17 protein-coding genes are annotated in these 15,029 nt (G+C 39.8%); all 17 read left to right on the top strand.

Annotated features, from left to right (window positions below):
- Positions 1 to 42 precede the first annotated feature (42 nt).
- Complete coding sequence (gene kdgD, locus ABIE66_RS21420) at positions 43 to 975, top strand: 5-dehydro-4-deoxyglucarate dehydratase (RefSeq protein WP_370016217.1); 933 nt, start codon at positions 43 to 45, stop codon at positions 973 to 975.
- 17 nt (positions 976 to 992) lie between these two features.
- On the top strand, positions 993 to 2,456 hold the full coding sequence (gene gucD / locus ABIE66_RS21415; RefSeq protein WP_370016216.1) for an alpha-ketoglutaric semialdehyde dehydrogenase GucD: 1,464 nt from the start codon (positions 993 to 995) through the stop codon (positions 2,454 to 2,456).
- Positions 2,457 to 2,580: 124 nt separating this feature from the next.
- Entirely contained in the window at positions 2,581 to 4,104 is a 1,524-nt protein-coding gene (gene garD / locus ABIE66_RS21410) for a galactarate dehydratase (RefSeq protein ID WP_370017093.1), read from the top strand.
- Between the two features lie 207 nt (positions 4,105 to 4,311).
- On the top strand, positions 4,312 to 4,764 hold the full coding sequence (locus tag ABIE66_RS21405) for a GNAT family N-acetyltransferase (RefSeq protein WP_370016215.1): 453 nt from the start codon (positions 4,312 to 4,314) through the stop codon (positions 4,762 to 4,764).
- A gap of 318 nt (positions 4,765 to 5,082) precedes the next feature.
- Positions 5,083 to 5,496, top strand: a complete 414-nt coding sequence (locus ABIE66_RS21400) for a hypothetical protein (protein ID WP_289326213.1) — start codon at positions 5,083 to 5,085, stop codon at positions 5,494 to 5,496.
- A gap of 247 nt (positions 5,497 to 5,743) precedes the next feature.
- Positions 5,744 to 6,055, top strand: a complete 312-nt coding sequence (locus tag ABIE66_RS21395; protein ID WP_289315146.1) for a hypothetical protein — start codon at positions 5,744 to 5,746, stop codon at positions 6,053 to 6,055.
- Between the two features lie 35 nt (positions 6,056 to 6,090).
- Positions 6,091 to 6,567: a VOC family protein gene (locus ABIE66_RS21390; RefSeq protein ID WP_289315147.1), complete on the top strand. Its 477-nt coding sequence runs from the start codon at positions 6,091 to 6,093 to the stop codon at positions 6,565 to 6,567.
- A 73-nt stretch (positions 6,568 to 6,640) separates the two neighbouring features.
- Complete coding sequence (locus tag ABIE66_RS21385; RefSeq protein WP_370017092.1) at positions 6,641 to 7,090, top strand: ASCH domain-containing protein; 450 nt, start codon at positions 6,641 to 6,643, stop codon at positions 7,088 to 7,090.
- A gap of 103 nt (positions 7,091 to 7,193) precedes the next feature.
- Complete coding sequence (locus tag ABIE66_RS21380) at positions 7,194 to 7,892, top strand: polysaccharide deacetylase family protein (protein WP_370016214.1); 699 nt, start codon at positions 7,194 to 7,196, stop codon at positions 7,890 to 7,892.
- Positions 7,893 to 8,493: 601 nt separating this feature from the next.
- Positions 8,494 to 11,532 carry an efflux RND transporter permease subunit gene (locus tag ABIE66_RS21375; protein ID WP_370016213.1) on the top strand — a complete coding sequence of 1,013 codons (3,039 nt, stop codon included), beginning with the start codon at positions 8,494 to 8,496 and terminating at the stop codon, positions 11,530 to 11,532.
- Between the two features lie 278 nt (positions 11,533 to 11,810).
- Positions 11,811 to 12,461, top strand: a complete 651-nt coding sequence (locus ABIE66_RS21370; RefSeq protein WP_370016212.1) for a DsbA family oxidoreductase — start codon at positions 11,811 to 11,813, stop codon at positions 12,459 to 12,461.
- A gap of 55 nt (positions 12,462 to 12,516) precedes the next feature.
- The gene (locus tag ABIE66_RS21365; protein ID WP_370016211.1) at positions 12,517 to 13,119 is read left to right on the top strand and encodes a nitroreductase family protein; all 603 of its coding nucleotides are present in this window, start codon (positions 12,517 to 12,519) and stop codon (positions 13,117 to 13,119) included.
- A gap of 263 nt (positions 13,120 to 13,382) precedes the next feature.
- Positions 13,383 to 13,994 (top strand): flavodoxin domain-containing protein, encoded by a 612-nt coding sequence (locus ABIE66_RS21360; protein WP_370016210.1) that lies wholly within the window; start codon positions 13,383 to 13,385, stop codon positions 13,992 to 13,994.
- Positions 13,915 to 14,082 carry a Fur-regulated basic protein FbpA gene (locus ABIE66_RS21355; protein ID WP_081112861.1) on the top strand — a complete coding sequence of 56 codons (168 nt, stop codon included), beginning with the start codon at positions 13,915 to 13,917 and terminating at the stop codon, positions 14,080 to 14,082. The genes ABIE66_RS21360 and ABIE66_RS21355 overlap by 80 nt, the downstream gene beginning before the upstream one ends.
- Positions 14,075 to 14,224 carry an FbpB family small basic protein gene (locus tag ABIE66_RS21350; RefSeq protein WP_370016209.1) on the top strand — a complete coding sequence of 50 codons (150 nt, stop codon included), beginning with the start codon at positions 14,075 to 14,077 and terminating at the stop codon, positions 14,222 to 14,224. Before ABIE66_RS21355 ends, ABIE66_RS21350 begins: the two co-directional genes overlap by 8 nt.
- Positions 14,190 to 14,387 (top strand): hypothetical protein, encoded by a 198-nt coding sequence (locus ABIE66_RS21345; RefSeq protein ID WP_370016208.1) that lies wholly within the window; start codon positions 14,190 to 14,192, stop codon positions 14,385 to 14,387. The genes ABIE66_RS21350 and ABIE66_RS21345 overlap by 35 nt, the downstream gene beginning before the upstream one ends.
- Before the next feature lie 173 nt (positions 14,388 to 14,560).
- Positions 14,561 to 15,013: a DinB family protein gene (locus ABIE66_RS21340; protein ID WP_370016207.1), complete on the top strand. Its 453-nt coding sequence runs from the start codon at positions 14,561 to 14,563 to the stop codon at positions 15,011 to 15,013.
- Positions 15,014 to 15,029: the final 16 nt, after the last annotated feature.

Raw genomic sequence — 15,029 nt, 5'->3', positions numbered from 1 at the left:
TTGTCTTACAATAAAACAATAATACACAAGGAGGAATCGATAATGAATAAGATTCGCAAAGCACCTAAAGGGATCCTAGGTTTTCCCGTGGCTCCATTCACGACGAGTAATAAGCTTGATGAACAAGCACTCGCCCAAAATATCCAATTTTTAATAGATGAAGGCCTAGAGGCCATTTTCGTGGCATGTGCGGCAGCAGAGTATCCATCGTTAAGTAAAGAGGAATATGAAGTGATGGTGGATGTGGCCGTATCCGTCACGGGTGGAAAAGTACCTGTATACACAGGGGTAGGGGGGAACATTCAAACTTCCCTGGAACTTGCCAGAATATCAGCAGATAGAGGGGCGGATGGTTATTTAATATTGCCACCATATCTCGTTACTGGAGAACAGGCAGGTCTGGCGGCTTATTTCAAAGCCATCGCAGAGAGTACAGACTTAAATTCGATTGTATATCAGCGTGATAATGTTTCCCTTTCAATTTCAACTTTGGAAGCGCTCGCGGAGGTTCCGCAGGTGGTCGGCGTCAAAGATGGTCTAGGCAATATGGAGTTGAATGGACTGCTTACACAAACCTTCGGAAACCGTTTCGGCTGGCTGAACGGAATGCCGCTTGCGGAAGTTACCATGTCGGCCTATGTTCCACTTGGCTTTGACTCATACTCATCTGCGATATCCAATTACATCCCGCACATCTCACGAAAATTCTATAATGGCATTTTGAGTGGAGATCAAGAAACGGTCAATGAAATTTACCAACAGGTCATCATGCCGATCAACAACATTCGCCGTCAGCGAAAAGGGTATGCCGTTTCTCTCATTAAAGCAGGTATGGAGATCATGGGAATGCCGGTTGGGCAAACAGTCAGATTACCGATTCTTCCGGTTGAAAAAGAACATTATGCAGAAATGCAAACGATATTAGAGAATGCCTTAGATCGTTTTCCAAAAGAAACAACCATCCAATCAATCTAATAAAGGCGGGATTAAATATGATAACTACAGTTCAAACAAAAACCTATCTAAATTATATTAACGGTGAATGGGTTGCTTCCATTTCAAATGAAGTTGAAAAAAGTTTAAACCCGGCAGATAAACAAGCCATTGTCGGATATGTACAAAAGTCTACCGAGGAAGACTTGAACCTGGCTGTGGAAGCTGCAAAAAAGGCAAAAGATAAATGGCGCAAACTAGCTGGTTCTGAGCGCGGGGAGTATCTATACAAAGTAGCTCAAATTCTTGAAAAGCGGATTGATGAAATTGCTGAATGTGCAACACGGGAAATGGGTAAGACCTTTGCTGAAACAAAAGGGGAAACGGCACGCGGCATTGCGATCCTGAAATACTATGCAGGAGAAGGAATGCGTAAAGTGGGGGATGTCATTCCATCTACGGACAGTTCAGCGCTTATGTTCACGACGCGCGTTCCGCTTGGTGTAGTGGGCGTCATTACACCTTGGAACTTTCCAATCGCCATCCCAATCTGGAAGATGGCTCCTGCTCTTGTATATGGGAATACGATTGTGGTGAAGCCCGCAACCGAGACGGCCATCACTTGTGCGAAGATTGTGGAGTGCTTTGAAGAAGCCGGTTTACCGATGGGTGTTATCAATATGGTTACAGGCAAAGGCAGTGTCATCGGGCAGGGCATCGCCGATCACGAAGATATTAACGGCATTACCTTTACCGGCTCAAACGGCGTTGGTAAAAGGATTGGACAAGCGGCGTTAGCACGTGGAGCGAAATACCAGCTTGAAATGGGTGGGAAAAACCCGGTAATCGTTGCAGCGGATGCGGATCTTGATCTGGCTGTGGAAGCAGTCATTACAGGTGCGTTTCGTTCAACGGGGCAAAAATGTACCGCGACAAGCCGTGTCATTGTTGCTGCTGAAGTCTATGAAGAGTTCAAGCGGAAGCTGGTGGAAGAAACGAGAGGCATTTCCATCGGGGATGGATTGGACAGCGGGACATGGATGGGGCCATGTGCTAGCGAAAATCAATTAAATACGGTACTTTCCTATATCGAAAAGGGAGTGGAAGAAGGCGCTACCCTTCTAATTGGCGGAAAGCGTGCTGAAGAAGGCACTCAGGCAAATGGCTTTTATGTAGAGCCGACGATTTTTGATAACTGCACGTCAGATATGGCAATTGTTCAAGAGGAAATTTTTGGTCCAGTGATTGCCATAATGAAAGCTGATTCAGTTGAAGAAGCGCTGCAACTTGCGAACAGCGTGGAATACGGCCTTAGTGCTTCGATTTTTACAGCCAATATCAAACATTTGCTCTCATTTGTTAACGATATGGAAGCGGGATTGATCAGGGTCAACGCGGAAAGCGCAGGCGTTGAATTACAGGCGCCATTTGGTGGCATGAAAAACTCCAGCTCCCACTCCAGGGAACAAGGGGAAGCAGCAAAAGAGTTTTTTACATCGATTAAAACGGTGTTTGTCAAATAAGGGGAAAAGAAGAAGTGTGTGTGTTACCATTTTATTAAACTGATATTATATCGGAAATAATAACTGGCCCGTGAATCTTTGTTAGCTTTCTTATAATGAAGGGAGTGGTAAAGTGGATACGAAAATGCAACTCACGGAGGTACCGCTTTATATTAAGGTAAATACGATAGACAATGTCGCCATTGTGGTTAATACTGGGGGCTTGGATCAAGGAACCCTTTTCCCTTGTGGGCTAGAATTGAAAGAAAGAATTCCACAAGGTCATAAAGTAGCATTAATGGATATAGACAAGAATGAAGCCATCATCCGCTATGGAGAAGTTATCGGCCATGCAGCTGAATCAATCAGGAAGGGCAGTTGGATTCATGAGTCATTGGTGATACTGCCGGCATCCCCGGATTTAAAGGAATTAACGGTAGCAAATGATATACCTAAAACTTTACCACCACTTGAAGGATATACATTTCAAGGATTTCGCAATGAAGATGGCAGTGTTGGAACTAAGAACATATTAGGCATTACAACTAGCGTTCAATGTGTAGTAGGCGTTCTGGATTTCGTGGTGAACCGCATAAAAAAAGAGATTCTCCCGAAGTATCCCAATGTTGAAGATGTTGTCGCTTTGAATCACAACTATGGCTGTGGAGTCGCAATCAATGCACCGGAAGCAGTTATTCCCATTCGTACGATTCAGAACCTGGCGAAACACCCAAACTTCGGCGGTGAAGCCTTGGTAGTTGGATTGGGCTGTGAAAAGCTTTCCCCAATGAGAATAAATCCAAGCGGAGACGACTCGGATATCATTTCACTTCAGGATCAGCAGGGATTTGCGGGAATGGTCCAATCCATCATGGAAATGGCTGAAGAACGATTAATGAAGTTGAACCGCAGGCAGCGCGAAACATGTCCAGTTTCCGAATTAGTCATCGGAACGCAATGCGGAGGAAGTGATGCATTCTCTGGTGTGACAGCTAACCCTGCAGTGGGATATGCTACAGATCTGTTAGTTAGAGCAGGGGCAACCGTTCTATTTTCTGAAGTCACGGAAGTACGGGATGCGATTCATTTATTGACGCCTCGTGCAGTGAATGAAGAAGTAGGGAAGGCTCTAATAAAGGAAATGGATTGGTATGATAACTACCTTGCATTGGGTGATGCCGATCGAAGTGCCAACCCGTCGCCAGGAAACAAAAAAGGCGGATTGGCCAATGTAGTGGAAAAATCATTAGGGTCCATTGCCAAATCAGGAGGCAGCCCTATATCTGGCGTACTGGCTCCAGGTGAAAAGGCTACGGAAAAAGGGCTGATTTTTGCAGCTACACCAGCTAGTGACTTTGTTTGCGGAACGTTACAGCTGGCTTCCGGCATACATCTTCAAGTTTTTACAACCGGAAGAGGGACACCCTATAATCTGGCAATGGCTTCCGTCATCAAAGTTTCTACACGAAATACATTGGCTGAGCAATGGAAAGACTTGATTGATATAAATGCCGGAACTATCGCTACTGGAGAAGCAACCATAGAGGATGTTGGGTGGGAAATATTTCACCTTATATTGGAAGTGGCCAGCGGTAAAAAGAAAACCTGGGCAGAGCATTGGGGCCTGCATAATGATTTGGCATTATTCAATCCAGCTCCAATTACCTAATAATGATTTTCTGGACGGACTTCCTTATAAAAGAGGAAGTTTGTCCTTTTTTTGTTATTCCTATTTTTAAAGCTGTCATTATTTTTCCTCGAGAAAAGAGGAACGCCGAACTATTGGCAGAAGTTATACATGAATTGGTGGTTGATAGATTAGTATTTCATCATGACGTAAAAGTGTGATGATGAAGTACGTATTAGGAGGCATTGTATGATCACATTCAGGAATGCAACAGCAAAGGACTTAAGTGAAATAGTGAAGATGCTTGCGGACGATGTATTGGGGAGGGAAAGGGAGCGCTATGAAAATCCCCTTCCTGAAAGCTATCAAAAAGCATTTGAATCCATTGATTCAGATGAGAATAATGAATTGATCGTAGCATGTCTTGGTGAGGAAATCGTTGGGGTGCAACAAATCACTTTCACTCCTTATATTACCCATCAAGGCGGATGGAGAGCTACGATTGAAGGGGTTCGGACGGCATCTTCAGAACGGGGGAAAGGAATAGGAAGCAAGTTGATCCAATATGCGATTGAGCGTGCAAAAGTGCGGGGCTGTCATATCATTCAGCTAACGACCGATAAAAATCGGGAAGAAGCGCTGCGTTTTTATGAACATTTAGGGTTCAAAGCGACTCATGAAGGTTTGAAAATGAAGCTTTAATTCAACGTTTTTTGCCTGTCATTGGGGAAGGTTGCTGCGGCAACCTTTTTTTGTACACAACTATCGACTGGTATTATATGTAGAAATTATTCGTGAGATATTTATAGATGTGTAGGATCTATCGTTTGGCCGTAATAAGGAAGAGATACTCAAAGAATGGAAAGAAATTATGGAATTAGAATACAGCGTTAAATATGCCACAATAACGAGAATGACTATCTATAATAAAAAGAAGAAAATATGAATTTATGTAATTGTACTATTGAGTAGTTGTGTTAATATTACTAATGTATGAAATTAGAAAGGTAGGAAATACATATGAAAAAAAGCATCATAGCTTCACTTGCACTTGCACTTGTTTTAAGTCTTTCAAGCTTCGGAGGTACTCAAAAAGCAGAGGCAGCAGATTGGTCAACTACAGGAAGTATTTGGACTTCATATTATCATTCTGGTTCATTCACTAATTATGTTTACCAACGTACTATGACGACTACTGTGTCAGACGAAATTTGGACTACTGTAAATGCAAGTAGCTCTGCATCTGGAACATTCACAGCTAGACTTCAAAAAAAGACTAATGGTGTCTGGAAGAATTACAAAACAAAATATCCTGCTAAAAATGGCTATACAAACATGAACTGGACAGGTGTTACCAAAGGTGCTACATACCGTGTTAAATTAGAAAACACGAGTGGTAAAAAAATAACTTATACATTTAAAGTAATGCAATAATATTAATGTCAATAAAAGCCTACATCCTTAATTGGGATGTAGGCTTTTATCGTTCTAATTCACTTACTAATTTCATTTGCAAACCTATGAAAATGAAGCTTTAATTCAACGTTTTTTGTCCTGTCATTGGGGAAGGTTGCTGCGGCAACCTTTGCACAAACATTCGCTGGTATTATATGTTAAAATTATTCGTGAGATATTTATAGATGTGTAGGATCTATATGACATTCATGAAAGGGTGTGCTCGATGGAAAACGAGGCATTTATTCAGAAGAGGTACGGTGTAATTAGTTTTATTTCATTCATCATCGGAATTATTTGCTTTTTTATTGTTTTTGTTACACCTATTGGAATTGCCAATATCGGGAGCCTGACTGGATATTATATAACATTTTTCCTTACGATTACCGGCATCGTCCTTTCTATCATAGGTATTTTGAAGAATACGGAGAAAAAAGTGATTCCTATTATTTCTTTGGTTTTTTCTTCGTCTTTCTTCATATTATGGGTTATCGTCATCACGTTGTTATTAACGGGTGAAATTGAATTTGCCCCGTAGACCAAATTGGATCTGACTAAAAAGGTGGTTTTTCAATGATAAGAGGTTTATATGAAGCACATTTACCGGTCCGTGATTTGAAACGGTCCATCGAATTCTATGAGGGACTTGGTTTACAGTTGGATCATAAGGTTGAAGACAACCTGGCTTTTCTATGGATTGAAAAGGATAAAAGTTGGTTGGGACTTTGGGAAACGGAAAAAGTGGAGGTTGAGTATCATCCCTCTTTAAGGCATATAGCATTTCAAGTATCATTGGAAGATTTAAAGAGTTCAGTCGCATGGCTTGAAGATAGGGGCTATTCGCCAAGAGAGGCGTTCGGATTTCAACCAATAGAACCTTTCGTGATGCCTCACGGGGAAGATGCCCATGCTAAAATTCACTTTAATGATCCAGATGGCAACAGTTTGGAATTTATTAGTAAATTGGCAAATCCAAAAAAAATCACGAATCGTATGTATTTAAGTGAATGGGAACGGTTAAATGAATACAGAAGTGAAAAAAGCGAATGACAGATGGGCGGAAGTTTTAAGAATGAATCGTTTTAATATGCTTTATGTCAAAACAGAATGGGGGATTCATAGAATGAATGTCAAAGCGGAATTATATTGGAATGAATTTTGGCAAGGGAAAGACGAAGGACAACCCAAGTCAGTCAGTGCGTGGCAATTCGGGGCTGATCCCGATCTTTTGGCTCAATTAGTGATCGAAGGGAAAAAAACGGCTACATGCTCTGGTTATGTTTTTTATGAAGAGGAAAATGAACCATTACCATCCGTGGGTGATTATAGCATTATATTAAGCAGTGGGGATGTGCCCTTAGCCATCATACAAACAGTGAAAGTCGATATATCGCCCATGAATGAAGTGAGTGAAGAGTTTGCGATGGCAGAAGGGGAAGGCGATGGAACCTATACATACTGGTGGGATGCCCATGAAAATTTTTTCAAGGAAGCACTGGACAAAATTGGCCACACCTTTAAAGAAGATATGCTGCTGGTGTGTGAGCGTTTTGAATTGATTCATGTGAAGTGAATGTAGAGGGTTCATTCGTAAGTGCACAATAAGTATTTTCGTTCAGTGATTTGCTATAATAGGTCATTGGATTAAAAGACTTATAGAAAGATAGGTATTTGCCATGAAAAAGAAACTGACATTCATTGGATTGTGTATCCTGGTTGTTTTCCTGCTATTGCTTGGTACGTATAAATTGATGAATTCGAGAACCTATCAGGTATTCGGAGGATTAACGGATAAGGTCGAGACGAATGAAAAAGTGGTCGCTTTGACTTTTGATGACGGCCCATCGAAGAATGTAAATCAGATCCTTCCGTTGTTGGATAAATACGATGCAAAAGCTACATTCTTCCTGATTGGTAACGAAATCGAAAATTATCCAGAGGAAGCTGGGAAAATAGCGGAAGCCGGACATCAGATTGGGAATCATACGTATGCCCACAAGCGAATGGTTTTTAAGTCCCCTTCCTTTATAAAAGCGGAAATCGAGAAAACGGATAAATTGATTCGAAACTCAGGATATAAGGGTGAAATCGACGTTCGCCCACCAAACGGGAAAAAGATCTTAGGTTTGCCTTATTACTTAAATGAAAATGATAGGGACACCATTACCTGGAATCTGGAACCGGATAGCTATTACACTTCCGCTTCTGACAAAGTGAAGTATGTGAAGGAAAATATAAAACCAGGTTCGATCATCCTGTTGCATCCGATGTATGATGATACGGGTAAAGAACTTCAAGCGATTGAAGAGATTTTACGAGAGTTAACGAACGAAGGGTACACGTTTGTAACGGTCAATGAACTTCAAGAGTTATAGGGTTAAATTTTTACAAGATTCTCGAAAAAATGGGTTGCTGCGGCAACCTTTTTTTTATTATTCCGCTATGTGAAGGGTTAATAATTCCCGATATACAGAATAGTACAAAATGGGGGCGGCATATTGTTTTATAACGGTATGTTGATGTAAGAGGCAGGATTTCATGTGAATTTTCCTTCATGTAAATAAAGCTATTAAAATGGGGCTGGTTACGTTGTATCGGAATAAAAATACCGCTCTAATCATCATTTTGTGTTTCCTGTTATTCCTATTTCTTGTCGTGCTCGTTTTTCGCCACATCACGGTATACTTCGTGTATAGCTCGGGCATCGGACCTTTATTATTTATCGGGATAATGATTTTCGCTATCGTTATGCTTTTTTTAAAAGGATTTAAATAATCAAGATTGTTTCTATGAGGCTGCTGCGCAGCCTTTTTTATGTGGAAAAAGTTCTTCATACCAAGTTGGTTTATCTTAATTTATAGAGACGCAAAAAAATATAAAAATCAATAAAAAATTAACACTCCAACATTAGTAAAATATGGTAAGATTTAAAATGGAAATATTTTCTTTTAAATTATAATCAGGGGTGATTTGTTCGTGGAGTTTTTTACTAAGTGGTCGTTTAACAACAAGGCTGCCGTTTCATTGGTAACCATTTTTATTTTGTTGATAGGTGTGGTCAGTTATTTTAAATTACCAATGGAATTTTTACCATCTGCTGATAATCCACAAGTTACGATTATCACAATGGGGCAGGGCACTGATTCGAAAACGATGGAAACACAAGTTACAGATCCGATTGAAAGAGCAGTAACGGGAGTAAAAGGAAAGAGTTCAGTATACTCCACCACTGGAGATGGATTTTCAAAAGTAGATCTATTTTTTGAAGCCGGATCGGATATGAAACAGGCGAAACTCGATGTTCAAGAGGCTTTAGGCAATGTAGCATTGCCACAAAGCATGGCAAAGCCTACTGTTACACAGCTAAATACATCAATGATTCCGATTTCATTTATAGCTGTTACTTTCAAAGAAGGATTAACAGCTGAAAACATAGACTTTACCAAGAAGGAATTAGAGCCTCTATATAAAGATATTAAAGGGGTTTCGGATGTACAGACATTTGGAGTTTCCCAATCTGTACTTTCAGTCAAAGTGGACAATAAAGAATTGGCTAAAAAGAAAGTCTCCATTCAAGATATCATGGGCGTCCTTAACGGTCAGAATACAGCTCTGGCCGTAGGCGAAAAAGTGATTGATGGGAAGGCAAGTAACATTAAGGTTATTGGGGATTTAACAAGTATTGAAAAATTAAAAGCGTTAAAAGTCACTCCAAAAGTAACTCTTGGAGAGATAGCAAAAGTTGAAGAAGCGAAGGATGGTAAACTCATCAGTCGTTTTAACGGAAAGGAAAGCATTGATTTAAGCATTATCAAGGACAGCCAATCAAATGCTGTCACAATCAGTAAAGAGGTTGAAAAAGTATCAAAAGAAATTAATGAAAAGTATGGTGACCAGAAATCGACCATCTATTTATCTACAGCAGATATGGTGGAGACTTCCGTTCAGACGATGGTTAAAGAAGTGCTGCTTGGTGCGCTATTCGCCACCATTGTGATCATGGTCTTTTTACGAAATGTACGTTCTACATTCATTACAATCGTATCCATACCGTTATCTCTTGGCTTTACGTTATTTTTGCTGTCATTGTCGGGAGTGACGCTGAATATTTTGACGCTAGGCGGTGTCGCTGTAGCGATCGGGCGATTGGTGGACGATAGTATTGTTGTTATTGAAAATATTTTCCGGAAAATGCAGCAAGAGAAGATTTCAATCGAATTGGTGATGGATGCAGTAAAAGAGGTGGGAGTGGCGATAACAGCTTCAACCCTTACTACTGTAGCCGTTTTCTTGCCGGTAGCTTTATTGAACGGAGGGCTCCAAGAGTTTCTTCTGCCTTTCGCTTTAACGGTCACTTATTCTTTGCTGGCTTCCTTGATTGTCGCATTGACGGTTGTTCCGTTAATGAGTGCGGGATTGCTGAAAAGAGCGAAGCTTCCAAAACATCGACCAGCCAAGCGTTTCACCAAGCTGGTTACATGGTCATTAAACCATAAATGGGTTGTCTTGATTGTTGCTTTGCTATTGTTTGTCGGTTCTGTTGGTACATATTTTGCCATGCCAAAAGGGGCGATTGATAATTCGTCTGCAGACTATGTCTCCGTGACATTAACTTATCCAAATGATCAGCCATTTGATGAAGTAAAAGAAAAAGCGATTGAACTCGAAGAAACGATGCAAGATATGAGTGAAGTGGATAATGTGTTCATGCAATTAGGAAACTCTGCAGAGGCGGCACAATATGGCGCGGTCACATCACCTACAGAAGCGACTTTCGGCCTCTTGGTGAAGGATAAAGCAAATATTGATGCAATCCTGAAAAAAATTGAAAAGGAACAAGAAAACTATCCTGATGCGAAGCTTACGACCACCGCTTCTTCATTCATGATGGGGGCATCAAAGACGAACATTACGATAGATGTGATCGGCAGTAATGTTGAAGATTTGGAACTGACTGCCAATAAGGTCAAAGAAAAAATTCAGGATATTAAAGGAATTGAAGATGTTACAACGAACCAGGACGAAAAGAAAACCATTTATTCATTCAGGGTAGATCCAGCTAAAGGCAATACAGAACAAATAGGTCAACAATTAGGGATCATGCTTAATAAAACCCCTATCGGCAATATAACGTTGGAGGATAAGCAGACACCTGTCGTCCTTGAACCAATCTTAGATCCCAAAAAACCAGAGGATTTAAAAAGTATTCCCATTATGACAGATGGCGGTCTAGCTCCGGTGTCGAAGGTTGCTTCTTTAAAGAGCGAAGAGAGTGCAACAACGCAGTTCCATAAAGATGGGGAAACGTATCTTCAATTAACGGCAACGGTCGATCCGACTAAACTTTCCGATATTGCAAGCAAAATTAATCTTGAGATATTTGGAGATAAGGAGAACAAAGGCGGCCTTGATATTCCGAAAGATGTAGAAATTTTAGTTGGAGGAGCCAGTGCACAGCAAACAGATGATTTTACTGATTTGTTCCTTACGATGTTAATATCCATAGGCATTGTCTTTCTAATCATGGTTATAACTTTCAAATCGATTAAAGCACCGGTCGCCATTCTATTTTCCTTGCCATTCGCTGCGATTGGAGCGGTATTAGGATTGGTTATCAGTCGAATTCCAGTGGATATTACAGCACTGTTGGGTGCTCTCATGCTGATAGGAATTGTGGTGACAAACGCAATTGTGCTTCTGGATCGAGTCAAACAAAACGAAGAAAAAATGATTATCCGTGATGCGATCATTGAAGCGACAGCTACAAGATTCCGTCCGATCATAATGACGGCTGTAGCAACCATTTGTGCCATGCTGCCGCTTTTATATAAAAAGGCGGAAACAGGAAGCCTGGTTTCACAAAGTTTAGCGATCGTGGTCATTGGCGGGCTAGCTGTTTCAACACTGCTCACACTTATCGTGATTCCATGTATATACGAATTGCTGTATTATAAAAAATCGAAAAAACAGAGGAAGAAAAAGAGAGAACCCGTTAACGAACAAATCGAGATGTAATGGAGAATAACTGAAAAGTTTGTAGAGAAAGCGACGCTTCCTTTACAAACTTTTTTTCTTACTTCCCGAACTGAAGGTTTTAAAGCTTTTTTAAAATAATGCTTGACTTATCGTCAACCTGTAACTAAAATGATTACAGCAGGTGATGAAACAAACGCAGGAAGCAATCGACTGTGTAGTTACAAAATGCAATGTTCTTATATTAATATTTTTTTGTTCTACGTTGTAACTATTTTGGTTACAAGTTGAGCTAATGATGAAAAGTGAGGGAATATAATATGACAGTGAAAATTAAAGCGTATTCTGATTTTATATGTCCATTTTGTTTTTTGGGCAAAGGTCCTTTAGACGAAATCGTGAAGGAAAAAGATGTGGAAGTGGAATGGATGCCATTTGAATTGCGTCCGAGTCCATATTCCAAAATTGATCCATGGAAAGAACCGGATAAGTTGAATTCATGGGATTCTTATATTCTTCCTGTTGCGAAAAAGCTGGGAGTTGATATACGTTTACCCCGTGTTTCTCCGCATCCATATACACATTTGGCGTTCGAAGGGTGCCATTTTGCAAAGGAGCACGGAAAAGGGAACGAGTTCCACAACAGAGTATTTACAGCGTTTTTTCAAGAGGAACAAAATATTGAAGATATTGAAGTATTGACAAAATTAGCGGGTGAAGTTGAACTTCCTGTAGATGCTTTTAGAGAAGCATTAGTGTCACGGAAGTATCGGGAAGTGCACCAAGAAGCACTCAAACATGCTTATGAAGAAGCAGATATCAGGGCTGTTCCGACGTTTATTATTGGTGATGAAGTCATCCAAGGACTTGCTAGTAAAGAAAGGTTAGCGCAAGTCATTGAGAAGGAAGAAACCAAGAATAAACTGAATGAATTTGATGGCCTGCAATGTGATGGTAAGGGGAATTGCTAAAAGCCTTTTGAGTTATTAAATAAAATTAAATGAAAATTTATTTGGAGGAATCAAAATGTCAGCAACTACAACAAATGTAAAAGAAGCAATCATCAATCGTCGTTCCATCCGTAAGGTGAAAAAGAACGAAAGTATTACGAAAGAAAGAATTAATGAAGTGTTAAAAACCGCTTTACATGCACCAACTTCATTTAATATGCAAAGTGGACGAGTGGTAGTAGTGATGGATGACGAGCATGAAAAGTTCTGGGATATTGTAAAAGAAACACTACGTTCCCGCGTTCCGGAAGAGAGCTTTGCGGCAACTGTAGAACGATTACAAGGATTTCGTGATGGAGTGGGGACCATTCTATTCTTTGAAAATAAAGAAACGATAGAACAAATGCAAGAAAAAGCACCCTCCTATAAAGAACAGTTTCCATATTGGTCCCACCAAGGAAGTGCTATGCTGCAGTATGCAATATGGGTGACTTTATCAGCGGAAGGCATAGGGGCATCTTTACAACATTATAATCCAATAATTGATGAAGCAGTGATGAAGACTTGGGATCTTCCAGGGAAATGGTCGTTGATAGCTCAAATGCCATTTGGTGAGCCGAATGAACAACAAGAAGACAAAACGTTCCTACCTTTCGAAAATATTGTGAAATTTTATTAATTCAAAGATTAAAGAATAAAGATTTAAGATAATAGATTAACCAAGAGCCCGTTTACTCTTAATGAGTAAAACGGGCTCTTTTTTGGAAGAATGAACTTGAACTTTCCAGCAGCATTACAGATACAGGGAAAGTGAAGCGAAAATATCCGTTCCTGATTCATCCTTCATATAATTAGCGGAGGTAAATAATTGACAATGAGAATCATTTTCATTTATAGTGAGGTGTGTAATGAAATTAATTCTCAATTAGGAAGGTGATATAGATGAAGGTATTCATTGGTTATGTCAGTTTATCCGGTAATACCGAGAAAATGGCTATGAACATAAAGAATAGAATGAAGGCTGTCGGCTGTGAAGTATATATGGAAAGATTGGATACTGTTGAAGTTGATGCCTTAAAGGATTTTGATTTGGCCTTTATTGGTTTATATACATGGAATCTTGAAGATTTACCGTATGAAGCAAACGAATTTTATGAAGAAATTGACCAAGTGGACTTTGCTGGAGTTAAAGTCGCATTCTTTGGTGCCGGCGACTTGACCCATTCGAAACCGTGCGCCGCGATAGATATCCTTTCCGATAAAATGAAGCGATTTGGATTTAATGTATATGATCGAGTATTGAAAATACACCATGAAAGCAGTACATACGACCGATTAAGGAAATGTGAAGACTTTGCAGAGCATGCCCTTATATGGGGAAGCAAGAGGAAGAAGTGGAGATTCTTCATGTGGGATCGGATGCTAGGCAACCCAAAATACCAAAAATCAGCATTTTTGTTAAGGAGGGCCCTTGATGATTACCCAATTAAGTGCAAAGGGAGAAGCAAAAAAAGAGGAACTTATCCAAGAACTTCTGAAATTCGGGATTTTTAAAAAATATAATAAACAACTATACGAGCTTCCGTTAGTAGTTTTACAGAAGGAATTCAATCACTTGAGAGGTGAATTAAAAAATGTCTAGGAGAAAGAAATCTTATACTGAACTGCTAAAAGAAAACCGCGAACTTCTGTTGCATGACAAAATAGAAGTGGAACGCATCTATACAAAAATCGATCAAAAAGCTATCAATGAAAAAAAGGGAAGTAAGCAAGTACAATCATGACTGGTTAAAATTTGAACGTTGCCTCCAGGTATTGAAGAAATTTGCGACACTCCTGCCGAAAAACTGGCTAGCCGAGACCCCACAGACGCTTGCTTTGATGAGGCTTGGCAGACAGTCGGCGGAAAGGGAGCGGATTTCTGAAAACAGCTGGAACGTTTTTTAAATTGCAGGGAAACTCGCTTTTTTTCGGGTTTGTCTGCAGTCTGAACCGAAATCCATTTTTGATTTCGGTTTTTTCTTTGGGTCATTTATTAAATGCTGTTGATTGAAGAAGAAGGTATTTTCTGGTTGGTTGCCGAATAAAAATCCTTTAGGTAAAACTTAGGGGGAGTGCACTTGAAAAATGTAATAGATGGAATCAATAATTGGATAGGTTTTATACCAGAAGAGTTCAACCGGATGACAGAAAAAGAATTAAATCATCGACCAATGCCACACAAATGGTCCAAAAAAGAGATTTTAGGACATCTATGCGATTCTGCATTGAACAATATGAATAGGTTTATCAAGATTCAGTACGTTGAACAGCCATATGTTATACAATCATATAATCAAGACCAATGGGTATTAGTCCAGAATTATCAAGAGCGACCAATGGATGAGATAGTTAACCTTTTTTGTACTTTAAATAAGCAAATCGTACATATAATAACGAATACACCAAATGATAGATTATCTAATCTTTGTGATATCGGAAATAATCAACAAAAATCATTGGAGTGGCTAATAAATGATTATCTAGAACATATGGAACATCATATTAACAATCAAATTCTAATTAAAAAATAGTGATCTATATAGATCA

This window comes from Peribacillus sp. B2I2 (genome assembly GCF_041261685.1).
In the GTDB taxonomy this organism is placed as follows: domain Bacteria; phylum Bacillota; class Bacilli; order Bacillales; family DSM-1321; genus Peribacillus.
Note: the sequence above shows the minus strand (reverse complement) of the source record. Positions and strands in the feature narration are given on the sequence as shown.